The organism is Cobetia sp. ICG0124 (assembly GCF_004006355.1).
Lineage (GTDB): Bacteria > Pseudomonadota > Gammaproteobacteria > Pseudomonadales > Halomonadaceae > Cobetia > Cobetia marina.
Window position 1 is genome coordinate 732,867 of record NZ_CP024893.1, and the last position, 21,587, is coordinate 754,453.

18 protein-coding genes, 1 other RNA gene and 3 pseudogenes are annotated in these 21,587 nt (G+C 64.8%); 13 read left to right on the forward strand and 9 right to left on the reverse strand.

The window, feature by feature from the left end:
- Positions 1–16 precede the first annotated feature (16 nt).
- Entirely contained in the window at positions 17–925 is a 909-nt protein-coding gene (locus CU110_RS03310; protein WP_127734538.1) for a LysR family transcriptional regulator, read from the reverse strand.
- Here CU110_RS03310 and CU110_RS03315 point away from each other — a divergent pair.
- A complete protein-coding gene (locus CU110_RS03315) occupies positions 910–2,097 on the forward strand; it encodes an MFS transporter (RefSeq protein WP_205694058.1) in 1,188 nt (395 codons plus the stop codon). The two genes, CU110_RS03310 and CU110_RS03315, sit on opposite strands and share 16 nt — an antisense overlap.
- An 8-nt stretch (positions 2,098–2,105) precedes the next feature.
- Here CU110_RS03315 and CU110_RS03320 read toward each other — a convergent pair whose 3' ends face one another.
- Genes CU110_RS03320 through CU110_RS03335 form a run of 4 tightly spaced genes read right to left on the reverse strand, consistent with a single transcriptional unit; the run spans position 2,106 to position 4,010 of the window.
- Positions 2,106–2,456 (reverse strand): YqjK-like family protein, encoded by a 351-nt coding sequence (locus tag CU110_RS03320; RefSeq protein ID WP_084207957.1) that lies wholly within the window; start codon positions 2,454–2,456, stop codon positions 2,106–2,108.
- A gap of 36 nt (positions 2,457–2,492) precedes the next feature.
- On the reverse strand, positions 2,493–2,915 hold the full coding sequence (locus CU110_RS03325; RefSeq protein WP_043333873.1) for a phage holin family protein: 423 nt from the start codon (positions 2,913–2,915) through the stop codon (positions 2,493–2,495).
- Complete coding sequence (locus CU110_RS03330) at positions 2,915–3,193, reverse strand: DUF883 family protein (RefSeq protein ID WP_127734540.1); 279 nt, start codon at positions 3,191–3,193, stop codon at positions 2,915–2,917. Before CU110_RS03330 ends, CU110_RS03325 begins: the two co-directional genes overlap by 1 nt.
- Before the next feature lie 34 nt (positions 3,194–3,227).
- Positions 3,228–4,010 carry a phospholipase A gene (locus CU110_RS03335; protein WP_240665459.1) on the reverse strand — a complete coding sequence of 261 codons (783 nt, stop codon included), beginning with the start codon at positions 4,008–4,010 and terminating at the stop codon, positions 3,228–3,230.
- A 45-nt stretch (positions 4,011–4,055) separates the two neighbouring features.
- Here CU110_RS03335 and mscK point away from each other — a divergent pair.
- A pseudogene (gene mscK, locus CU110_RS03340) lies at positions 4,056–6,962 on the forward strand (mechanosensitive channel MscK); the annotation flags it as partial.
- 26 nt (positions 6,963–6,988) lie between these two features.
- Here the strand turns inward: mscK and CU110_RS16515 are convergent.
- The 4 genes and pseudogenes from CU110_RS16515 to CU110_RS03355 form a co-directional block, all read right to left on the reverse strand.
- Complete coding sequence (locus CU110_RS16515; protein ID WP_240665460.1) at positions 6,989–8,710, reverse strand: extracellular solute-binding protein; 1,722 nt, start codon at positions 8,708–8,710, stop codon at positions 6,989–6,991.
- A 90-nt stretch (positions 8,711–8,800) separates the two neighbouring features.
- Positions 8,801–8,884 (reverse strand): annotated as a pseudogene (locus CU110_RS17840) (hypothetical protein); the annotation flags it as partial.
- The gene (locus CU110_RS15940) at positions 8,845–9,147 is read right to left on the reverse strand and encodes a sensor histidine kinase N-terminal domain-containing protein (RefSeq protein WP_240665532.1); all 303 of its coding nucleotides are present in this window, start codon (positions 9,145–9,147) and stop codon (positions 8,845–8,847) included. The gene CU110_RS15940 and the pseudogene CU110_RS17840, both read right to left, overlap by 40 nt.
- 44 nt (positions 9,148–9,191) lie before the next feature.
- The gene (locus CU110_RS03355) at positions 9,192–9,911 is read right to left on the reverse strand and encodes a response regulator transcription factor (RefSeq protein WP_240665461.1); all 720 of its coding nucleotides are present in this window, start codon (positions 9,909–9,911) and stop codon (positions 9,192–9,194) included.
- Between the two features lie 31 nt (positions 9,912–9,942).
- On the opposite strand from CU110_RS03355, the gene CU110_RS03360 reads away from it, so the two are divergent.
- The 11 genes and pseudogenes from CU110_RS03360 (at position 9,943) to CU110_RS03410 (ending at position 21,576) form a co-directional block, all read left to right on the forward strand.
- Positions 9,943–11,046 (forward strand): AbrB family transcriptional regulator, encoded by a 1,104-nt coding sequence (locus CU110_RS03360; RefSeq protein WP_240665462.1) that lies wholly within the window; start codon positions 9,943–9,945, stop codon positions 11,044–11,046.
- A 30-nt stretch (positions 11,047–11,076) separates the two neighbouring features.
- An RNA gene (gene ffs, locus CU110_RS03365) (signal recognition particle sRNA small type) lies at positions 11,077–11,173 on the forward strand.
- A 237-nt stretch (positions 11,174–11,410) separates the two neighbouring features.
- Positions 11,411–13,231 (forward strand): annotated as a pseudogene (gene dnaX, locus CU110_RS03370) (DNA polymerase III subunit gamma/tau).
- Between the two features lie 66 nt (positions 13,232–13,297).
- Complete coding sequence (locus CU110_RS03375; protein WP_077375440.1) at positions 13,298–13,630, forward strand: YbaB/EbfC family nucleoid-associated protein; 333 nt, start codon at positions 13,298–13,300, stop codon at positions 13,628–13,630.
- The gene (gene recR, locus CU110_RS03380) at positions 13,630–14,256 is read left to right on the forward strand and encodes a recombination mediator RecR (RefSeq protein ID WP_077375437.1); all 627 of its coding nucleotides are present in this window, start codon (positions 13,630–13,632) and stop codon (positions 14,254–14,256) included. The genes CU110_RS03375 and recR overlap by 1 nt, the downstream gene beginning before the upstream one ends.
- Positions 14,257–14,358: 102 nt before the next feature.
- Complete coding sequence (gene rnd, locus CU110_RS03385) at positions 14,359–15,492, forward strand: ribonuclease D (RefSeq protein ID WP_346427181.1); 1,134 nt, start codon at positions 14,359–14,361, stop codon at positions 15,490–15,492.
- Positions 15,489–15,785 carry a YcgL domain-containing protein gene (locus CU110_RS03390; RefSeq protein WP_077375431.1) on the forward strand — a complete coding sequence of 99 codons (297 nt, stop codon included), beginning with the start codon at positions 15,489–15,491 and terminating at the stop codon, positions 15,783–15,785. The genes rnd and CU110_RS03390 overlap by 4 nt, the downstream gene beginning before the upstream one ends.
- Before the next feature lie 67 nt (positions 15,786–15,852).
- On the forward strand, positions 15,853–16,332 hold the full coding sequence (locus tag CU110_RS03395; RefSeq protein ID WP_084207964.1) for a YcgN family cysteine cluster protein: 480 nt from the start codon (positions 15,853–15,855) through the stop codon (positions 16,330–16,332).
- A gap of 89 nt (positions 16,333–16,421) precedes the next feature.
- Positions 16,422–17,060, forward strand: coding sequence for a TetR/AcrR family transcriptional regulator (locus tag CU110_RS03400; RefSeq protein ID WP_077375426.1), 639 nt, complete (start codon positions 16,422–16,424; stop codon positions 17,058–17,060).
- A 43-nt stretch (positions 17,061–17,103) separates the two neighbouring features.
- Entirely contained in the window at positions 17,104–18,252 is a 1,149-nt protein-coding gene (locus CU110_RS03405; protein WP_127734553.1) for an efflux RND transporter periplasmic adaptor subunit, read from the forward strand.
- A gap of 3 nt (positions 18,253–18,255) precedes the next feature.
- Positions 18,256–21,576 (forward strand): efflux RND transporter permease subunit, encoded by a 3,321-nt coding sequence (locus CU110_RS03410; RefSeq protein WP_240665464.1) that lies wholly within the window; start codon positions 18,256–18,258, stop codon positions 21,574–21,576.
- Positions 21,577–21,587 lie beyond the last annotated feature (11 nt).

Genomic DNA, 21,587 nt, shown 5'->3' on the forward strand with positions numbered 1-21,587 from the left:
CACCACTGGCCGCGTCTCATGCCATCTGCTGGCGGATGGCGGGCAGGCGCTGCTCGACCAGCGCGACGAAGGCCTCGGTCACCGGTCGGCCCGGTGTGGTCGGATAGTGAAGCTCCAATGGCACCGCCCCGAGCGCCGGACGCAGGGGAATGAACTGACAGCCATCGCACTGCAGACGGCGGATGCAGCCGGGCGCGATGGCGACCCCCAGTCCGGCCGCGACCTCACTGAGCAGCGTCTGCATCATGGCCGGCTGGCGCTGGAGGCGCGGCGAGAAGCCGGCATCGCCGCAGGCGCTGATGATCTGGTCAAATAGCCCCGTCGCCTGCGTGCGCTGAAACAGCACGAAGTCCTGCTGCGCAAGCTCGCTGAGGGCCAGTCGTTTGCGGTGCGCCAAGCGATGCCCCTGGGGTATCACCGCCATCAGCCTATCCTCGTAGACCGGCAGAGCCGTCAGGGTATCGCGCTGCTCGATGGGCAGCGGACGCGACAGGCCGAGGTCGATCTCGTCACGCGCGAAGGCATCCAGCTGCTGCTGGGCGCTCATCTCATGCAAGGTGAGGCTGACCTCGGGGTGGCTGGCGGCGAAGTCGCGCATCAGGCCGGGCACGAAGCTTGCGCAGGCCGAGCTCATGTAGCCGATGCGCAATGTGCCGGTCTGGCCGCTGGCGGCCATCGCCACGCGCTTGCGTGCCTGTGCCTCCAGCGCCAGCATGCGCTGCGCTTCTTCCAGCAACGCCTCGCCGGGTGCCGTCACTCGCACTTCCCGCGTATTGCGCCACAACAGACTCACGCCCAGTTCGGCTTCAAGATCGGCGATCTGGCGACTGATGGCAGGCTGAACGGTGTGCAGCTCGCGGGCGGCGGCCGAGAAGCTCCGGTGCGTCGCCACGGAAACGAAGGTTCTCAGTGTGCGCAGTTCCATGGCAGCTCGATACGCGCGATACCTCTCGATCACTTTCTGGCGGCGGGCGTTTCACGCTGCTGGCGGTCGCCTGCCTGACCATCATGGTGGGTACCGTGGTGGCGCCGGGGCTTCTGAGCATCGCCTCGGCGCTTGAGGTGGAGAGCCATGCCAGCTGGCTGATCACCCTGCCGTCGTTGGGTGCGGTGCTGTTTGCGTCTATCGCCGGACGCATGATCGACCGCCTCGGGGCCTATCGCGCGCTGACTGGCGGGCTGTTCCTGTATGGTCTGCTGGGGGCGGGCGGGGCACTGCTGGAAGGCACCGTCGCCGTGTTCGCCGATCGTATCCTGCTGGGGGGCGTCACCGCGGTCGTGATGGCGGGCGGCACCACGCTGATCTCCGAGTGGTATCACGGCCATGCGCGACTCAAGATGATTGCCCAGCAGGGCATGTCCATCGAACTTGGCGGCGTGATCTTCCTGTTCGTCAGTGGCGTGCTGGCAGGCATCGCCTGGCAGCTGCCTTTCCTGCTCTACCTGCTGGCCTGGTTGCTGCTGGCCATGCTGTGGATGATGGTGCCCAGGCAGTCACCTGCAGCCCCTGATGAAACGGTTGGCAAGTCTGGCCAGCAGGCGCTGTCCGCTTCGCTCACCAGTGTCTATCTGGCGGCGGCCATGGCCATGACGCTGTTCTTCACCGCCATCGTCATGCTGCCCAAGCGCCTGAACCTGCTGGGGCTGAACGAGGCCTCGACCGGCATCTTCCTGGCGGCGATCTCGATGGTCGCGGTGGTGGCGGCGATGTGGATGCCGAAGGTCTCACGTGCCTTGCGCGAGATGCCGACGCTGGCACTGGCCTTCGTGCTGTATGCCGCCAGCCTGTTCGTCTTCCAGCAGGCCGAGAACATGGGGGTGATGAGCGCGGGTGCCGTGCTGGCCGGGATGGGCTTCGGCTTCTCGATTCCGCTGCTCAACCACATGACGGTGGAGCGCAGCCACGCACTGGTGCGTGGACGCAATCTCTCCTACCTGACGATGGCGATCTTCCTGGGCCAGTTCCTGACCTCCTTCCTGGAGTTCCTGCCCGGCGATGGCCGCCATGTCTTCGGTTTTGGCGCCGTGCTGGGCCTGATCTTCGCGGCTCTCTATCTGGGCATCCATCTGCTCAAGCGCGACAGTCGCGGCGCCTGATATCGTGATCACTTGTCGAACAGTATTCTCAGGCGGCGAATCATCACCCAGCCCATCAGGCCACGCTTGATCAGGCTCAGGCCCTTCTTTGGCCGGAAACCTCCCCGCGCGGCAATCAGGCCGCCCACCAGAACCAACGGGCCACGGTATTGCTGCACCTTGGCCCAGCCACGGTCGATGGGGGCGGTTGCCTCCTTGAGGTCACGCATCGCATGACTGACGTCGAGGCGCTGCTGGCTGATGCGTGCTTCGAGTTCCGCACGCCTGGCATCGCGCGAATGCGCTTGCCGGCGACCGTTCCCCCCTGAGGGGGGAAGTGCCGGCTCACGCTGCGCGAGGGACTGTCTGGAAGAACTCATCTCGCCTCCTTGGCAGGGGCTGGCAGGCGGGGGGCATCAGAGGTTTTCGCGTTGGCGCTGGCGTTCCAGTGCGTCGGCGCGGACGTCCTTGAGGCTGTCGCTGTCGCGGCTCAGATTGCTGAGCGTCGAGCGCAGCAGGCTGCGTTGGGAAGCGATCACCTTGACCCGCCAGGCGATCAATCCGCCCAGTGCCAGCAGGATACCGCCGCTCAAGGCGATGGCCAGCAGGCGATGGGTATCCCAGAAGGCCACGACCACCAGCAGGATCGCCAGGCCGATACCGAAGCAGATCAGCATCAGGGCGATACCTGACAGCAGCAGCATCACGAACAAGCGTTCGCGTTCCTCCTCGAGCTCCAGCACGGCGAGACGCAGACGCGTCTCGCCACTCTCCACCAGGCTCGCGGTCAGACGACGGATGGCGCCAAGTACGCGTTCAACCGGCCCTTGCTCCTGCATCAGCGACGGCCAAGCAGCATGCCGATGACGACACCGGCGGCAGCGCCGATACCGACACTGGTCCACGGGTTGTCGTGCACGTAGCGGTCAGCGCAGTCCGCGGATTCACGCGCGCTGGCGGCCAGACGGTCACCCTGGGCACTCAGTCGGGCACGAGTGGCTTCCAGACGGGTCTGGGCGCGGGCACGCGCTTCCTTCATGCTCTCGCGGGAATCCTCGGCCGAGGCGTGCAGCAGTTCCTCGACGGTCTGGGAGAGATGACGCAGGTCTTCCTTCAGCTGCTCGGTGTTGGCACCGGTGGCTGAATTGGGATCAGGTCTCTGGCAGGCCGGCGAAGAAGGTGTTGATCGAGAAGCCCAGCCCCAGGCGGTTCACGCTGTGGTCGTAGTCGATGAGGCTCTCGCCATAGCCGTGGTAGTACTGCACGTAGCCGCGCACCTTGCCGAACAGCGGGAAGGAGTAATCCAGCTGGTTGCCGAAATTGCCCTTGGAGGGGTTGCCGCGCACCATCCAGGTGAACTCGTGCTGATCCGCGGTATAGCCCACGGTGATGTCGCCGTAGCCGATGTAGTTGTAGAGGTCCGGATTGTCGTCCTCATCGGACTCCTCCGGCACGCGCCAATGCGGCGTGATCGCCACGGCCCAGTCGCCATTCTGGAACATCATGTCGGCATAGACCCGGTTCCAGCTGCGAGACAGCGGGTCGGAACGCCCGTTGGACTGATGGGCGAAACCGATGCGATTGCGCGTGTTGGTCCAGCCCAGCAGTTCATAGCGATTGTCGAACTGAAGGAAGGCTTCCGGCTCGTAGTTGGTCTCGCGGAACGGCGCCGAGGCATCGGAGTTGTAGGCCTGCCACCAGCTGCGCTGGGTATAGGCGAAGTACAGGTCGCCATTGTCATCGAAGATGTCATTCACCAACCCGACCTTGAGACTGAGCTGGTACTTCACCTCGGTGTTGTCCACCTCGCCTTCGCGGGTCACCTGGGCGAAGCTGCTCTCATTCGGGGTCGAGTTGTAGGCCCAGGGCAGCAGATAGTTGCGCTTGTAGGCGGTGATGGCCAGGGGATTGCTCTCGGCATCGTCCTCGAGCACCACCCGCTCCTCGGCACGTTTCTGAGCCAGGCTGTCGAGGAATCGGTGGAGGCATTGGATGCGCGCATGACGCGTATCCTGGACGAGCTCCAGAGCCTGCAGGACAAGCTCGCGAGTACCAATCGGCGCCTCATCAATGCCCAGAGTCTGCCGGAGCGCTCTCGTTCGACCCTGGCAGATGCCCAGCAGCAGGTGCAGCGCCTGCAGACCCAGCTCTCCGGCAGCGACAGCCAGGCACTGACCGGCACGGGCCGAGACCTGCTGGAGGCGCGTCTGGCCCTGGCCGAGGCACGTGGCGAGCTCAGTCACACCGAGCTCAACTCCAGTTCGCAGCTGCGAGAGCTGGCGCAGGTACGCAAGACGCTCTACAGCCGGCGTATCGAGACTCTCGAGCAGGACCTCAAGGTGGTGCAGAGCCTGGTCAACGCCAAGCGGCGAGACCAGTCCGAGCAGACCATCGCGGAGGCCACCAGCGGCGAGAATGCCGAGCTGACCAGCAACCCCATCTTCCAGCAGGTCTTGAGTCGCAACCGTGAACTCAGCAGCCAGCTGCTGGCGATCACGGATCGCGTCAACGCCGTGATCCGCGATGGTCTCGAGGTGCGCACCCAGCTGGACCGCGTCACCCAGGTCGAGCGCACCATGAGCGAGCAGATCGAGGCCATCAAGGGCAGCGTGCTGCTGGCGCGTATCCTGCGTGAGCAACAGAGCCATCTGCCCAAGGTCGACGTGCGTCAGGACCTGAAGGAAGAGATCGCCGATCTGCGCCTCAAGCAGTTCGAGCTCAACAAGGTGCGCGAACAGCTCGCGGACATTCCGCACTATCTGCAAAGCGAAGTGCTGAGCGAAAGCGCCGCGCTGGAGCGCCCCGGCGGCAACGCCGATGCCCAGACGGTCAGCTCCGAGCTGCGTCAGGCGCTGACTCGCCAGCTGGAGGCCCGCAAGGAGCTGGTCGACAAGCTCGACAAGGAATATGACAGCCTGCTGGCGCGCGCCATTGATCTGCAGCTCAACCAGCAGCAGTTGCTCGAAGTCTCCGGACGCCTGCGCCAGACCATCGAGGAGCAGCTCTTCTGGGTCGCCAATGGCAAGCCACTGGACCTGGACTGGCTGTCGCGTACTCCACAAATGCTGGCGGACGAGCTCAAGCCCACCGTATGGCGCGGCGTGGTGGCGGGGCTGTCCAAGGGCTTCCAGCTCAATGATCTGTGGGTGGCGCTGCCGGGGCTGCTGTTGCTGATCTTCATCACCTGGAAGCGCTCGCACATCCGATCGCGCCTGGCGGACCTGCATGCCCAGATAGGCCGCCTCAAGCAGGACACCCAGCTGCACACTCCGCGGGCGATCCTGCTCAACGTGATGCTGGCGATCCCCGGTGCACTCGCGCTGGCACTGATCGGCAGCGTGCTGTCGCTGGGGGAGGGCGTCATGCTGTGGGCGCTGGGCCAGGCGCTGCTCAAGCTGGCGCTGGCATGGGGGATCTTCGCCATCTTCCGGCGCCTGCTGGTCAAGGACGGCGTGGCCGAGCGTCACTTCCAGTGGCCTGCCAACTACGTGGCCGAGCTGCGCCGCCATCTGTGGTGGCTGGGCTGCGCGCTGCTGCCGGTCATCCTGACCACCAACATCATCAGCGAGGCGGATCTCAATCTGCTGGAGCGCCCGTTGGGTCTGCTGATCCTGTTCTCGGGGCTATGCGCGATGAGCTTCTGTCTCTCGCGGTTGATTCTGGCGCATGTGCCGTTCTTCGGTCTCAAGCTGTTCCGCCTGATTCTGGGGCTGGCCATGGCCATGGTGCCGGTGGCGCTGGGCGTGCTGATCTGCCTGGGGTATGAGTACACGGCACTGCGCCTCAGTGGACGCTTCATCACCACGCTGTTCCTGTTCGGTGCCTGGATTCTGGTCGAGGCCACCGTGGTGCGCGGGCTGGCAGTCGCGGCGCGCCGTCTGGCGTATCGACGTGCCGTGGCGCGTCGGCGAGCCCAGGTGCAGGAAGGCGCGGAGGGCGGCGTCGAGGTGGTCGAGGAGCCGCCGCTGGACATGGAGCAGGTCAACTCCCAGTCGTTGCGTCTGTCGAAGCTGATTCTGGTCATCAGCTTCATGTTCATCTTCTATCTGGTCTGGGCGGATCTGCTCAATGTGCTCAGCTACCTGGACAGCGTCGTGGTCTGGGAGATCGCCGCCTCGGCCGAGGGAGATTCCGCGACCCCCATCTCGCTGGCGGACCTGATCGCGGCGCTGGTCACTCTCGGGGTCGCGGTGATGATGGCGCGCAACCTGCCGGGCCTGCTGGAGGTCTCGATCCTGTCGCGGCTCGAACTCAAGCAGGGGTCGAGCTATGCGATCACCTCGCTGCTGTCCTACGTGATCATGGCGACGGGCTTCGTGATGACACTGGGCAGCATGGGCGTCAGCTGGGACAAGCTGCAGTGGCTGGTGGCGGCGTTGAGTGTCGGCCTGGGCTTCGGTCTGCAGGAGATCTTCGCCAACTTCATCTCGGGTCTGATCATCCTGTTCGAGCGCCCGGTACGCATCGGCGACACCATCACCATCGGCAATCTGCACGGGACGGTCAGTCGTATCCGTATCCGTGCCACCACGGTGACGGATTTCGACCGCAAGGAGATCATCATTCCCAACAAGGTGTTCGTGACCGACCAGCTGATCAACTGGTCACTCTCGGACAACGTGACGCGGGTGGTGCTCAACTTCGGCGTCGCCCATGGCAGTGATCTGGATCTGGCGCACCGCCTGCTGATGCAGGCCGCCCAGGAGAACAGGCGGGTGCTCAAGGACCCGGAGCCTCTGGTGTTCTGTCTGAGCTACAACAAGGACAACTTCGGCTTCGAGCTGCGCATCTACGTCAACGACCTTACCGACCGTCTGTATGCGACAGACGAGATCAATCGCTGGGTCGATGCACGCTTCCGCGAGAACGGTCTCAAGGTGGCCTTCCAGCAGATGGATGTCTGGCTGCATCGTCAGGATGGCACCGAGCGTCTCATCGAGCAGCGAGCGGCCACGGGCGAGCCGCTCAGAGCGGCCAGCGGCTCGCCGGAAAGCGTTGGAGCCGAGACGGGCGCCGGGGCCCGAAACTCCAGCGCCCAGCGGCTCAGGAAGCTGGCCTGCTTGAGCCTGTCGAGGGTGGCGAGCAGGCCGGGGCCTATCTCGATGGGGCGCAGCGCGTTGCCGAGACGTTCACGCAGATCACGCGCGCTGCCGTCACCGCTCACCTCGGGATGCAATGCGCCCAGATCGCTGTCACTGGCCACCGCCTGTTGGCCCTCAAGACTCAACCACCAGTCCAGAAATGCCTCGCCGGCATCACCATGCGGCGCCTGGCGCGGCACGAACGCCAGTCGGCGCTGAATCAGCACGTAGTCTTCCGGCACGATCACCAGCAGCTCAGGGTGCGCGCGGGCAAAGGAGATGGCATAGGGCCCGACCAGGTTGTAGGCGATATCCACCTCGCCGTTGGCCAGTGCCTCGAGCATGGCGCCGGTGGTGGTCACCAGCCGTGCATCGGCCTGACCCATGGCGCGCACCAGTGTCCAGTAGCGAGGCGACTGACGGGCATCGGAGACGGCATAGGTGAAGCCGGAGCCGCTGCGACGCGGGTCGTAGGTGATCACGCGACCGCGCAGCAGCTCCCGGCGTGTCTCCAGCAGATGCCAGAGATCCCGATGACTGCGCAGGGCATCGCGAGGGTCGCGCAGTCCTTCGCTGTCGGCCAGACGCTTCAGCGCATCGCGGCGCGCCACCATCACGATGGGCTCGAAGCTCATGGCGAACAGCTCATTGCGCCAGCGTGAGCTCTCGGGCCAGCCTGTCAGGTTCGCGGCTTGCAGCGGGCGTGCATGGCCGCCATTGGCCAGACGGTACTGCAGGCCCATGGCCGAGGAAATCATCAGGTCGGCCCGAGGTGTCAGGGGGGCGGCCAGATAGCGGGCTTCCAGCGCCAGCGCGGAGCGATTGACGTAATGCAGCAGCATCCCGGGGTGTTCGCGGCTGTAGCGTTGCAGCAGCGGACGAATCTCGGGCAGATCCAGCGCCGCATGGATCACCAGATCCGCCCGGCTCAGCGTCACGGTCACCACCCGCGCGCCATGCTTGCAGGCGTTGTCGATCAGGTTGGCCAGCGCCTCCTGCAGTTGCCAGTCCACACCCGGCGTCCAGGCGGCATGGTCGATGTCCGGCGCGATCTCGAGGCCGAGATCCACACCGGCGCGATCACAGCGCAGGAAATGACGGCTGACCGTGTCGCGCACCAGGCTCGAGAGCTCCAGCGGCACCCGAGGAGGTTGCACTTCCGGATTGTTGAGACGTGTCAGTGACAGCAGCTGATTGGCCAGGTGGGCGGTGTGGCTGGCGGTGGCCTGCATCTGTGCCAGTGCCGCGTGCCAGGCGCTCGGGTCCTGCTGGCGCAGGGCCAGCTCGGCATGCGCGGAGAGACCGGCCAGGGGCGTGCGCAACTGATGGGAGGCATCGCCGATGAAGCGCTCCTGATTGGCACGGACCCGGCGCATGCGGGACAGCAGCTCATTGAGGGCATGCTTGAGTTCCTCAAGCTCGCGCGGCAGCGTCAGCTGCAAGGCCGCCAGGCTGCGCGGGTCGCGTTCGCGGATGGCTCGCCGCAGCCGCGTGAGGGGCGCAAGCGCCATGCGCACGCCCACCAGCACCACCATCAGGGCCAGAATGGCCATGCCTGCCAGGCGCACCAGCGAGCCACGGTACAGCTCCTGGGTCAGCGCATCGCGCCCTTCGCGGGTATGGGCGACACGAATGCTGAAGCGTTGGCCATGACGCGGGTCATCACCCCAGCCACCGAGGCGGGTATCTAGCGTGCCCAGGCGCAGTGCCTGCCCCTGCCAGGCGATGTCGCGAAAGGCCAGTTCGCCACTGCGTCCGCATCGGGCAGCCGCGTGTTGCCCGTGACCTGCTCGCCATCGGCGTCCACCAGGCTGTAGAAGACCCGCTCCTGGGCATCGGTGGCCAGCATTTCCAGGGCTGCCGGCGGCAGGTCGAGCCATAGCTGACCATCCTGCCATTTGACCTGCTCGGCGATGGTCACCAGCGAGGCTTCCAGCAGACGATCATAGGCGCGGTCCGCGGCTTCACGCGCGGACAGGAAGGCCTGCACCAGCAACAGGGTGCCCAGGGCCAGCAGCGGGATCAGCAGCCAGCTCAGCAGACGACGATAGAGACTGACGCCGGGGCCTGTTCCAGCAGATAGCCGAGGCCGCGAATGGTGCGCAGACTGACGTCGCTGCCGTCCAGGCGCTTGCGCAGGCGGTGGACATAGACCTCGATGGCGTTGTCGCCGACCGCCTCCTGCTCGCCGAAGGCCTCGCGGGTCAGGCGGGCCTTGTCCACCGGCTCACCGGCGTGCTGGATCAGGCAGCCAAGCAGACGCTGCTCGCGCGGGGGCAGTGACAGCGGTGCCTCGGCCAGCAGGAAGCGACCATTCAGCGGCTCGAAGGCCAGACTGCCCACCACCAGTCGCTGTTTGAGCGCCCGGCCCTGATGCGTGGCCTGGCTGGCCTGATGATTGGCATGACGACGCAGCAGAGCACGCACGCGGGCTTCCAGTTCATCGAGCACGAAGGGTTTGGCGAGGTAGTCGTCGGCACCGAGATCCAGTCCGCGTACGCGATCCTCGATGGCGCCGCGGGCGGTGAGAATCAGGACCGGGGTATGGCGATCGTGCTCACGCAGGGCGGCCAGTATCTCGAGCCCCGAGGCGCCGGGCAGGTTGAGATCCAGCACGACCAGCGCGAAGCCGTGCGGCTGTCCTGGCGAGAGTCGCGCCAGCGCCGCGCTGCCATCGGCCAGGTGCGTGACGTCGAGTCCCTCGCTGATGAAGACACTGTGCAGGGTACTGGAGAGCAGTGCGTCGTCCTCCACCAGCAGCAGTGACGGCGTCTGTACTCCATCCGTGGATAACGATCAGTGGAAATCGCTGGCGGTCTCGCTGGCGCTGGGCGTGGCGGGAGGCAGCCTCTTCCAGCTGACCGGCATGCCGCTGGCGTGGATGCTGGGGCCGCTGGTCGCCAATCTGCTCGGTGCCATGGCAGGGCTGACACTCGCCGTGCCGGAGCGATTGCGCAGCCTGTTTCTCGGGGTGCTGGGTCTGACGTTGGGAGCGCGAGTGTCGCCGGAGCTGGTCTCGCACCTTGCCAGCTGGTGGCTGTCGGGGACATTGCTGTTGCTCGGCGTGCTGGCCTCGACACTGGCCTGTGCCGCCTGGTATCGACGCTGCGGCTTCGATGCCACCAGTGCCTGGTTCGCCTCGGTGCCCGGGGTGCTGACGGCGATGGTGATCATCGGGGAGCGCAGTGGCGGCGATGCCCAGCGTATCGCGGTGGCCCAGTCGCTGCGCGTGCTGCTGGTGATACTCATCCTGCCGCCGCTCTACTGGCTGCTGGAGGGAGGCGGTGGAGCGGACAGGGTAGGCGACCCGCCAGTGAGCGGGCTGTGGCTGGTACTGACGTTGCCGTTGCTGTTGCCTCTGGGCAGGCGCCTGCGCTTGCCGAATGCCGCGTTGCTGGGGCCATTGCTGGTGGCGATGGCGTTGTCATTGGCCGAGGTGGTGCGCTTTGCGCCCCCGATATGGGGGACGGATGTGATGCAGCTGGTGCTGGGCTGCGCCATCGGGGCACGTTTCAAGGGGCTCTCACCCGCCAGACTGGCGGGGTTAATGGGGCAATCGGGCATCGCGACACTGATCGCGCTTGCGGTACTGGGTGGCTTCGCCGAAGTGATCCATCAGGCAATGGGCGTGCCGCGCGATGTGGCCTTTCTGGCACTGGCACCGGGCGGGATCGGCGAGATGGCACTGCTGGCGGTGGCGCTGGATCTCGATCCCGTCTTCGTCGCCTTTCATCACCTTCTGCGCATGATCGTACTGATGCTGGCGCTACCGCTGATGGTGCGCCATTTCCGCGCTGCGACATCCCCTCTTGTGAGGGCGGCAACACGCTGTTATAGTGTGCGCCTTGATCACGCCAAGTGCTTGAAGTTCAAGCGATTGGCTCGGTAGTTCACCGATTGATCATGTCTGTGGTGGCCCTGTTGGTCCTCCCGCAATGCTAGGCTGCAAACCCCGCCAGGCCCGGAAGGGAGCAACGGTAGTGGCTGACGCGTGTGCCGGGATGTGGCTGATGGGGCCGCCTCCATTTCAGGGCAGCAAAGATCCGCATGCCTGAAATGCCGGCCTGGAGACAGCAATCCCGTTGCACAAGTGGTTACGTGCTTTGAAGCCACTCGGCAAGTCGCTAGAATGAGCGCATTCTCAGCGAGGCCGCGTCATCGGTCTCCGTCTGTCGACTGTCGGTGGTGACGCTTATCCGGGTCGTGCAGGCTTTCCGCTCATGTTTCAGATCACCCAAGGAATGCCTCGCTCAATGAGCTATCAGGTATTGGCGCGCAAGTGGCGCCCGCGCAATTTTCACGAACTGATCGGTCAGGAGCATGTCAGCCGTGCGCTGGTCAATGCCCTCGATCAGGGGCGCCTGCACCATGCCTATCTGTTCACCGGGACTCGCGGTGTCGGCAAGACGACGCTGGCGCGCATTCTCGCCAAGTGTCTGAACTGCGAGGAGGGTGTCAGCTCCAGACCCTGCGGCGTGTGTGGCACCTGTCGCGAGATCGACGAGGGGCGCTTCGTCGACCTGATCGAAGTCGACGCCGCCTCGCGGACCAAGGTCGAGGACACGCGTGAGCTTTTGGACAACGTCCAGTACGCCCCGACCCAGGGACGCTACAAGGTGTACCTCATCGATGAGGTGCACATGCTGTCGACCCACAGTTTCAATGCGCTGCTCAAGACGCTGGAAGAGCCGCCGCCCCATGTGAAATTCCTGCTCGCGACCACTGATCCGCAGAAGCTGCCGGTCACCATCCTGTCGCGCTGCCTGCAGTTCACGCTCAAGAACATGCCGCCGGTCCGCGTGGTCGAGCACCTCACCGACATTCTCGGGCGTGAGGAAGTCAGCTTCGAGGAAGACGCGCTGTGGTTGCTCGGCAAGGCCGCCGATGGCTCGATGCGTGACGCCATGAGTCTGACGGACCAGGCGATCGCCTTCGGGCATGGTCAGGTGCGGCGCGAAGATGTCGCCGCCATGCTGGGCACCCTGGATCACCGTCATGTGCTGGCGCTGCTGGAATGTCTGGCGGAATTGAACGCCGCGAGTCTGCTGGCGGAGGTCGCGACGCTGGCCGAGCAGGGCCCGGATTACGGTGGGGTGCTGGATGACATGGCCTCCGTCTTCCATCGCCTGGCGATCGCTCAGATGGTGCCGAGCGCGCTGGACAACGGCCATGGTGACCGTGATGCACTGCTGGCGCTGGCCAGCCGCTTCACAGGCGAAGACGTGCAGCTCTATTACCAGATCGCCCTGCAGGGGCGCGCCGACATGGCCAATGCGCCGGATGCCCGCACCGCGCTGGAGATGACGTTGCTGCGCATGCTGGCCTTCCGCCCGCAGGGCGTGCCGCGTCCGGCGCAGACGCCGCTGCCGATGACCGGCCAGCCGGAGGGCGCCAGCTCAGGCCCCGGCTGCCTCGGTGGCTCCCGCAGCTCCGCAGTCTGCCGCACCGGTGACTGAAGCACCGCCGCCGATGGCGGACGAGCCGCCCCCCTGGGCGACGGAGGACGTTCCCCATGACGCCCGGGATGCCGGCTTTCGCGACCTGACACAAGATGAGCCCCAGACATCGGCCGCGACAGGGTCAGCGCCGGCCCGGAGCCCGCTGAAGCATCAGCACCGGAGCCTGCTGAAACAGCAGCGCCGACGTCTGCTGAAGCGCCGAGTGGTGATGGCCGCTTGAATCACGCGGCGTGGCTGGAGCTATTCCCGGCGCTGGGGCTTGGCGGCATCACACGCAACATCGGTGCGCACTGTCTGGTCGAGCACGATGATGGCACGCACCTCAAGCTGAGGCTGGACCCTGCCCAGTCCGCGATGATGGCGGATGTCCACCGGGAGCGCATTCACAAGGCGCTGGCAGGGCAGGGCGTGGTGCGGGAACTCGAGATCAATGTCGGCCCGCTGCCGGAGGGTCTCGAGACACCTCACAGCCGACGCATTCGTCTGCTGGGCGAGCGTCAGCTGCGGGCGGTTGAAGCCTTGCGTGCTGACCCGCATATCCAGTCATTGGAGCAGCAATTGGGCGCGCGCTTGATCGAGGAAAGCGTCAACTCCTTCGAGCCGGACAATTTCTGAATGGCGCGGCTGGCAGACAGCATTTATCGTTAGTTCATGTACAACACGTCATTGATGAGGTGAGCCATGTTTGGTGGAAAAGGCGGTATGGGCAACATCATGAAGCAGGCGCAGGAAATGCAGGAGCGCATGCAGAAGGTCCAGGAAGAAGCGGCCAAGGCCGAAGTCCAGGGCGAAGCCGGTGCCGGCATGGTCAAGATCACCATGAACGGGCGCCATGACGTCTCGCGCGTCGAGGTCGACCCGAGTCTGATGGAAGAGGACAAGGAACTGCTGGAAGACCTGCTGGCCGCTGCCGTCAACGACGCGGTGCGCAAGGTCGAGGTCAATTCCAAGAAGCAGATGGAAGAGGCGACTGCGGGTCTCAACCTTCCGGCCGGCTTCAAGATGCCGTTCTGATGGGATTCTCGCCGCTGGTCGATCAGCTGCTGGATGCCCTGCGCGTGCTGCCGGGCGTCGGTCCGCGTACCGCACAGCGCATGGCGCTGCATCTGCTGGAGCGTGATCGCATGGGGGCCGACCGGCTGGTCGGTGTACTCGGCGAGGCGCTGGAGCGTGTCGGCTATTGCGCGCGCTGCCGGACGCTGACGGAAGAAGAGATCTGTCAGCTGTGCCTGAGTCCTCGGCGTGATGAGCGAGTGCTGTGCGTGGTGGAGTCCCCCGCGGACCAGCTTGCCATCGAAGGGGCGGGTGGCTACGTGGGACGTTACTTCGTGCTGCATGGCCACCTGTCACCGCTGGACGGCATCGGGCCTGAGGACATCGGCCTGGATGCGCTGGAAACCCGCGTGCGCGAGAGTCAGATCGAAGAGCTGGTGCTGGCCACCAACCCGACGGTCGAGGGTGAAGCCACCGCGCACTACATCGCCGAGCAGCTTCGCGATGTGGCGCATGGCGGGCAGCCCCTCAAGCTGACACGGCTGGCCTATGGCGTGCCGATGGGTGGCGAGCTGGAATATGTCGATGGTGGTACGCTGAGTCGTGCCTTCAGCGGCCGATTGCCCTTTACCCTCGGCGAGATCTGAAAGGCAACAACAGCAGCACGTCTGCGGGCGTGGTGGTCAGGAACCACCACGCCCGCCGTCGTTTCCGCCACCGCACTGCTGTCAGAGCTAGACTTCGACGCCATCTGGGTCGAGACCCCCGAAGCGCTGGCCGCTGCCTGTGCCGAACTTGAGGGCGCCGACTGGTTGGCGCTGGACACCGAGTTCATCCGTGAGTCCACCTTCTTCCCGATTCCGGCACTGGTGCAGCTGATGGCGGCCCGCGATGGTGAGCTGCCTGGTGCGGATGGCAAGACGCCGCGCATCTTTCTGATCGACCCCACGGTGGTGCCGGCCAGTGACGCGCTCAAGCGTCTGCTGGGTCCTGAGGGGCCGCTCAAGCTGCTGCATGCCTGCGGCGAGGACATGGAAGTCTTCCTGCGCTGGGCGGGCGTGGCGCCGGCACCGCTGATCGATACCCAGATCGCCGAAGGGCTCACGGGTGGCGAGGCCTCCATGGGCTATCAGCGTCTGGTCGAACGTGTGGCCGGCATCACGGTGCCCAAGGAAGAGACGCGCTCCAACTGGCTCAAGCGTCCGCTGAGTCAGGCGCAGTGTGACTATGCCGCTCTGGACGTGCTGTTCCTGCCGCAGGTCTGGGCACAGCAGCGTGAGGCCCTGAATCAGCTGGGTCGCATGGCCTGGCTGGAAGAGGACTGCAGTGCCCCGGGCAGCAGCGGGGGTGCCACGCCGGACCCGGAGTACTGGAAGCGCCATCGCAGCCTGTGGAAGCTCACGCCGCGTGGGCTGGCCGCCTGGCAGTCCCTGTGCGAGTGGCGTGAGGCCCAGATTCGTCTGCGTGACGTGCCGCGCTCGCGCCTGCTGGCGGATGCCCAGCTGTTCGCCATCTGCGAGCGTCTGCCGGTCAATCGTTTCGAACTGGCCAAGGTCGAGGGGCTCCACCCGCCGCAGATCAAGCGCATCGGCGACAGCGTGCTGGAAATTCTCAAGGACGTGGCGATGATCGATGACAGCCAGTTGCCGCGCGTGCCGCCGTCGCCGTTGGCGCCGGAATGGAAGGCGCGCATGAAGCGCCTCAAGCGTGAGGTCAACGCGGTCGCCGAGGCCCAGGACCTCAAGCCGGAGATTCTCGGCAAGCGTCGCGACATGGAAGCGCTGGTGATCGCCGACTACGAAGGTGAGCCGCTGCCGTTGCCGGGTGGCTGGCGCGGCGCGCTGCTGGCCGAGCGCCTCGCCAAGGCGTTCCAGCCCGAATGACTGATGACAAGATGATCTGCGAGATCTACAAGAGCGCCCGCAAGGACGAGATGTATCTGTACGTCGAGAAGACGCGAGGTCTCAAGGATGTGCCGGAGTCCCTGCTGGAGATCTTCGGCAGGCCTGCGCCGTTGATGACGCTGTTGATCCGTGCCGACAAGCCGCTGGCACGTGTGGCCAGTACCACGGTGCTGGAGAAGATTCGGGAGCAGGGCTTCTACCTGCAGATGCCGCCGGTCAAGGAAAATCTCCTCAAGGAGATTGGCGTGACGCCGCCGGAAACGCACTACTGACGACTGCCCGTCGTCAGACGAGACCGACTGGACCGACCCTGCTGCCCGGCAGGGCGAGGAGAGCAAGATGAGTGATGTTCCGCAACCTGACGGCGAAAAACGTGAGCGTTTCTGGGAGCGGCATGCGCTTTCGGAGCTGAACACGGCCGAGTGGGAGGCACTGTGTGATGGCTGTGGCCAATGCTGCCTGCTGAAATTCGAGGATGAAGACAGTGGCGACATCGCGGTACTGGATGTCGCCTGTCGCCTGCTGGATGTGCGCAAGGTCAGCTGCCGTGATTACCCCAATCGCGCCACACGCGTGCCGGGCTGCATCCCGCTGGATGTCGAGACGGTGGGCAAGCTGCGCTGGCTGCCGGAAACCTGTGGTTATCGCCGCCTGAATGAAGGCCGTGAGCTGCCAGAATGGCATCCGCTGCTGACCGGGGATGCCAGAAGCGTCAAGCGTGCCGGTGTCGCGGTGTCACGCTTCGCCGTCTCCGAGGCCTCGGTGCGCCAGCAGGATCTGGAAGACCATATCATCGCGATCATCGACCCGGAGAGCTGAGGCGCGCGCAATGGCTGGTTGTAAATAAATGAACGTTCATTTATTTTGTGTGGATTCTCATCCTGAGCAGATCCAGAGGCAGACAGGCCATGCGCCATCGTGATGAACACAAGCAGCAGGCGCTGCTGGAAGCCACTCTGCATGAGGTGGCCGAGCATGGTTTTGCCGTGACCTCCGTGGCACGCATCGCGCGTGCTGCCGGCATGTCCCCCGGAACGCTCTATCTTTACTATCGCGACAAGGACGACTTGCTGGAGGCCACCTTCAGCGAGGTCAGCCGCCGCATCATCGAGGTGGCGCTTGATGCCTTCGAGGCCGAGCCGGACGCGCAGGTATCACGGGTCACATCGCCCGCGATGTCCCCCGCGGCCTGGCAGCTCAAGTCCGCGCTGTGTCGGGTGTGGCACGCCCTGGTGATGCTGGGGCGCCGCCAGCCCGCCTTGTTCCGCTTTCATGATCAGTTTCTTCACTCCTCGCATATGCGGGACGCCTTGAAGGTGGCCAACCAGGAGCGGGCCGCACCCTTGCTGGAAGCCTTCGCGCAGGGCCAGCGGACCGGCATTCTGAAACAGATCGACATCGCTCTCATCGAGGTGTTCATGTTTCGTTCGATCTACAGCCTGCTGCAGGGCTCGGGCTGTCAGGTGCCGGCCATCAGTGATGCATGCTTCGACCAGGCCTTCGAGATGGCCTGGGACGCGATAGCGCTTCGTCATCCAGCACCGTGAGCCACGTTGTGCTTTTCCATTCCAATGACTCAAGGGCCTGCTGATGAAACTTCGACCTGGTGCCAAGCCACACCTGCGTACTCCCGCCGCCTGGCGCGGAGGCCTTGCCCTGCAGCTGTTTGCCGGTCTGCTGCTGGCCCTCGGGCTTTCGGCCTGCAGCGAGGCCGAGGCGCCGCTGAAGAAGCAGAAGGTGCATCCGGTCAAATTGCTGTCATTGTCGGATGAGGGGGGCGGTGTCATTCAGCGCTATCCCGGCGTGGTCGAGGCCTCCGAGCGTTCCAATCTCTCGTTCCGGATCGGCGGTGAGCTGCGTGAGCTCAACGTGCAGGCCGGCCAGGAGGTCACGCAGGGTGAGCTGATCGCGCAGCTGGATGATCGTGATGCCCGCAGTCAGCTCAACAACGCCCGTTCCAGCTTCAATCTCGCCCAGGCGACCTACAAGCGCATGAAGTACTCGGTGGAGAAGGGCGCCATCAGCCGTGCACGCTTCGATGAGGCGCAGGCGGAATTCCAGTCGGCACAGGCTCAGTACTCCCAGGCGCGGGACCAGCTCAGCTATACCGAGCTGAAAGCCCCCTATGACGGGGTGATCGCCCGAGTGCCGGTGGACAACTATCAGGTGGTCACGGCGCAGGAAACCATCGCGGTGCTCCAGCAGCCCGGTCAGATCGACGTGACCTTCAATCTGCCGGAACGCCAGGTGCGCGCCATCGACCGTGAGCGTGCCATGGCCGGGCGTCAGGAGGATGCAGCGCTGGCCTGGGTACGCTTCGGGCGCGGTGAACAGCGCTATCCGGCGCGCTACAAGGAGCATGACACCAGCGCCAGTGAGGGCTCGCTGAGCTATCAGGTCACCCTGACCCTGCCGGAGCCTCAGGACATCACCGTGCTGTCCGGCATGAGCGCGACGGTCGAGCTGGACATGCAGCAGCTGACGGGGGCCACCGGGGGGCAATGGCGTGTCCCGGTGGAAGCGGTGGTGATGCGCGATGCCGACCCGCAGCAGGCCGTGGTGTGGCGTTATATGCAGGGGACGGTGGAAGCCGTGCCCGTCGAGGTGCTTCAGGCCACGGGCGAGGGGCTGGTGATCACGGGGGAGTTGAATGCCGGTGATCGTCTGGTGACCGCGGGTGCCAGCCGCATGCAAGCCGGGGAGCCTGTGCGCCCCTGGGTCAAGGAAGCGGGGCTCTGATCCATGGTCGATTACTTCCTGAGACACAAGGTCATCAGCTGGATGGTCACGCTGTTGCTGTCGGTGGGCGGCGTGGTGTCATTCTTCAATCTTGGCCAGCTGGAGTTTCCCGAGTTCACCATCCGCAATGCGGTGGTGATCACCCAATATCCGGGCGCCACCCCCAAGCAGGTGGAGGAGGAGGTCACGCTGCCGCTGGAGAAGGCCATCCAGCAGATTCCCAATCTCAAGCGTGTCAGTTCGGTCAACAGCTCAGGCCTTTCGCAGATCACGCTGGAACTCGAGAGCAGCGTGCGCGCAGGCGAGATGCAGCAGTACTGGGATCTGTTGCGGCGCAAGATCAATGATGCCCAGTCGAGTCTGCCACCCGGCAGCTCCTCCTCGGTGGTCAATGATGACTTCGGGGACGTGTTCGGCCTGCTCTACAACCTGAGTGGCGAGGGCTACTCGGCGCATGATCTCGAGGATCAGGCCGATTTCCTGCAACGCGAACTGACGCTGGTGGAGGGCGTGAAGAAGGTCTCCATCGTCGGCGCGCGCAGCGAGCAGGTGATCGTGGCGCTGGACCGTGATCGCATGCAGGCGCTGAACATCTCGCCGGACCAGCTCTCCAATCTGCTCAACGCCCAGAACGTGGTCGGCAATGCCGGTCGTATCCGTCAGAACGGCCTGTCGCTGGAATTGCAGCCGGGCGGGGAGTTCCAGAGCGTGCAGGACCTGGAGCGTCTCGTGGTCGGTCGCCCCGGCAATGGCGGCCTGATCCGTCTCGGGGATATCGCCTCGGTCAGCCGCGAGTACACCGAATCGCCGTCACGTCTCTATCACACCGATGGCGAGACCGCTCTGTCGCTGGGGATCTCGTTTGCCTCCGGCGTCAATGTGGTGGAGGTCGGCGAGCGAGTCGACCAGCGTCTTGGGGAGCTTGAATCGCGGATGCCGTTGGGCATGGAGCTGACCACCGTCTATCACCAGCCGCAGGTGGTGGATGAGGCGGTCTCCGGCTTCCTGCTCAATCTGGCCGAGGCCGTCGGTATCGTGATCCTGGTGCTGCTGCTGTTCATGGGCGTCAAGAGCGGGGTGCTGATGGGGCTGGTGCTGCTGATCACCATTCTCGGCACCTTCGTGATGATGTCGATCCATGGCATCGAGCTGCAGAAGATCTCGCTGGGCGCGCTGATCATCGCGCTGGGCATGCTGGTGGACAACGCCATCGTGGTCACGGAAGGCATGCTGATCGGCCTCAAGCGTGGCAAGACCAAGCGTCAGGCTGCCTTCGAGGTGGTCAACCAGAATCGCCTGCCGCTGCTGGGGGCCACGGTGATCGCGATTACCGCCTTCGCGCCCATCGGTCTGTCGCCGGATGCGACCGGGGAATTCGTCGGCTCGCTGTTCTGGGTGCTGTGTTACTCGTTGCTGTTGAGCTGGATCACCGCCCTGACGCTGACCCCGTTCTTCTTCGACATGTTCTTCCGCGAAGCGCGTGAGACATCGGGCAACGACAAGGACGGCGCCGAGCATGAAGACCCTTACCGGGGCGTGATCTTCCGTGGCTTCCGAACCCTGCTGGGCTGGGCGATCCGTCTGCGCTGGCTGACCCTGGGCGGGGCGCTGGCACTGCTGGTCGTGGCCGTGATGAGCTTTGGCCAGATCAAGAATGCCTTCTTCCCGGATGCCTCGACACCGCTGTTCTTCGTCGATGTCTGGATGCCGGAAGGCACCGATGTGCTGGAGACCGAACGGCATGTCTCGCGTCTGGAGCAGCAGGTGCTGAAGATGGAGCGCGTCAATCATGTCACCAGCGTGACCGGGGGCGGTGCCCAGCGCTTCACCCTGACCTACTCGCCGGAAGACAGCTACGCGAGCTTCGGTCAGCTGATCGTCGAGACCGAGGACCGCGACAGCCGCGAAGCGCGCATGGAGGAGGTGATACGCCTGTTGCGCGCCGAATATCCGCAGGTGGAATACAAGGTGCAGGCCTTGCAGGTCGGCCCGTCCGCCAAGGCCAGTCTCGAGGCGCGCCTCTACGGCGAGGACCCGGCGGTACTGCGCCAGCTGGCCGCCGAAGTGCGTGACGTCTTCGAGCAGGAGCCGCTGGCAGACAGCATTCGCCTGTCGTGGCGCAATCGCGTCAATCGCATCGAGCCCGAGTTCCTGGATGATCAGGCGCGGCGTGTCGGCGTGACGCGGGATGCATTGCATGAGGCATTGCTGATCAACAGTGATGGCGAGAGCGTCGGCGTCTATCGCGAGGGCTCCGAACTGATCCCGATCCTGCTGCGCGGTGAGGAGCGCCAGCGCTTTGATCTCGACACCCTGGCCAGTCTCAACGTCTGGAGCGACGAACAGGAAACCTATGTGCCGGCGGGAGCGGTGATGGGCCCGCTCAAGGCCGAGCTGCGCGATCCCCTGATCAAGCGGCGCAATCGCGAGCGCATGCTGGCGGTCTATGCGGAGCCGATGCCACTGTCCGGCGAGACGGCCGCCAGTGTATTGAGTCGCATACGACCCAAGGTCGAGGCCATCGAGCTGCCGGAGGGATATCATCTGGAGTGGGGCGGTGAATACGAGACGTCCACCGATGCGCAGAAGGCGCTGTTCTCCTCGCTGCCGATGGGGCTGTTGGGGATGTTCGTGATCACGGTGCTGCTGTTCTCCAACCTGCGCCAGGCGCTGGCCATCTGGTCCATCGTGCCGCTGACGCTGATCGGTATCGTCAGCGGGTTGATCGTGTTCGGGGCGCCGTTCACCTTCATGGCACTGCTGGGCACCCTGAGCCTGGTCGGCATGGTGCTCAAGAACGCCATCGTGCTGGTGGAGGAGATCAACGTGCAGCTGACCGAACAGGAGGACCGCTTCCAGGCGGTGATGCTGGCGGCGGTCAGCCGCGTGCGGCCGGTCTCGATGGCGGCGATCACGACCATGCTGGGCATGATTCCGCTGTTCTCGGATGCCTTCTTCTCGAGCATGGCGGTGGCGATCGTCTTCGGTCTGGGCGTCGCGACGCTGCTGACGCTGGTCGTGCTGCCGGTGGCCTACTGTGCACTGTTCCGTATTCCGGCAGGCAAGGGGCATCGCCAACAGCGCCTTTCCGTTACACTATGCGCCGCCAGTGGTGTGTTTCAAAACCTGTCGAGTCGTGAGGTGTGCCTTGGTCGAACCCCTGAGTGCCTGGTGGGGGCAGCAGCTGGTGTTGTGCGGTTGGCGTTTCAGTGCGACACCCGAAGCGGTGTGGACATCCGAGGAGGCGCGTGCGCGCCTCAAGGCGCTGGAAGTGCCGGATGCCGGCGAGCTGGGCTGGCGCTTGCTGGAAGCGTTCCCCAGTGACATGCCCGACT

Coding starts and splice junctions, on each gene's coding strand:
- CU110_RS03390 (WP_077375431.1), top strand. CDS start 15,489: ATGACTGATGACAAGATGATCTGCGAGATCTACAAGAGCGCCCGCAAG.
- CU110_RS03325 (WP_043333873.1), bottom strand. CDS start 2,915: ATGCAGGAGCAAGGGCCGGTTGAACGCGTACTTGGCGCCATCCGTCGT.
- CU110_RS16515 (WP_240665460.1), bottom strand. CDS start 8,710: ATGGCCATTCTGGCCCTGATGGTGGTGCTGGTGGGCGTGCGCATGGCG.
- CU110_RS03410 (WP_240665464.1), top strand. CDS start 18,256: ATGGTCGATTACTTCCTGAGACACAAGGTCATCAGCTGGATGGTCACG.
- CU110_RS03395 (WP_084207964.1), top strand. CDS start 15,853: ATGAGTGATGTTCCGCAACCTGACGGCGAAAAACGTGAGCGTTTCTGG.
- recR (WP_077375437.1), top strand. CDS start 13,630: ATGGGATTCTCGCCGCTGGTCGATCAGCTGCTGGATGCCCTGCGCGTG.
- CU110_RS03400 (WP_077375426.1), top strand. CDS start 16,422: ATGCGCCATCGTGATGAACACAAGCAGCAGGCGCTGCTGGAAGCCACT.
- CU110_RS03375 (WP_077375440.1), top strand. CDS start 13,298: ATGTTTGGTGGAAAAGGCGGTATGGGCAACATCATGAAGCAGGCGCAG.
- CU110_RS03320 (WP_084207957.1), bottom strand. CDS start 2,456: ATGAGTTCTTCCAGACAGTCCCTCGCGCAGCGTGAGCCGGCACTTCCC.
- CU110_RS03405 (WP_127734553.1), top strand. CDS start 17,104: ATGAAACTTCGACCTGGTGCCAAGCCACACCTGCGTACTCCCGCCGCC.
- CU110_RS03310 (WP_127734538.1), bottom strand. CDS start 925: ATGGAACTGCGCACACTGAGAACCTTCGTTTCCGTGGCGACGCACCGG.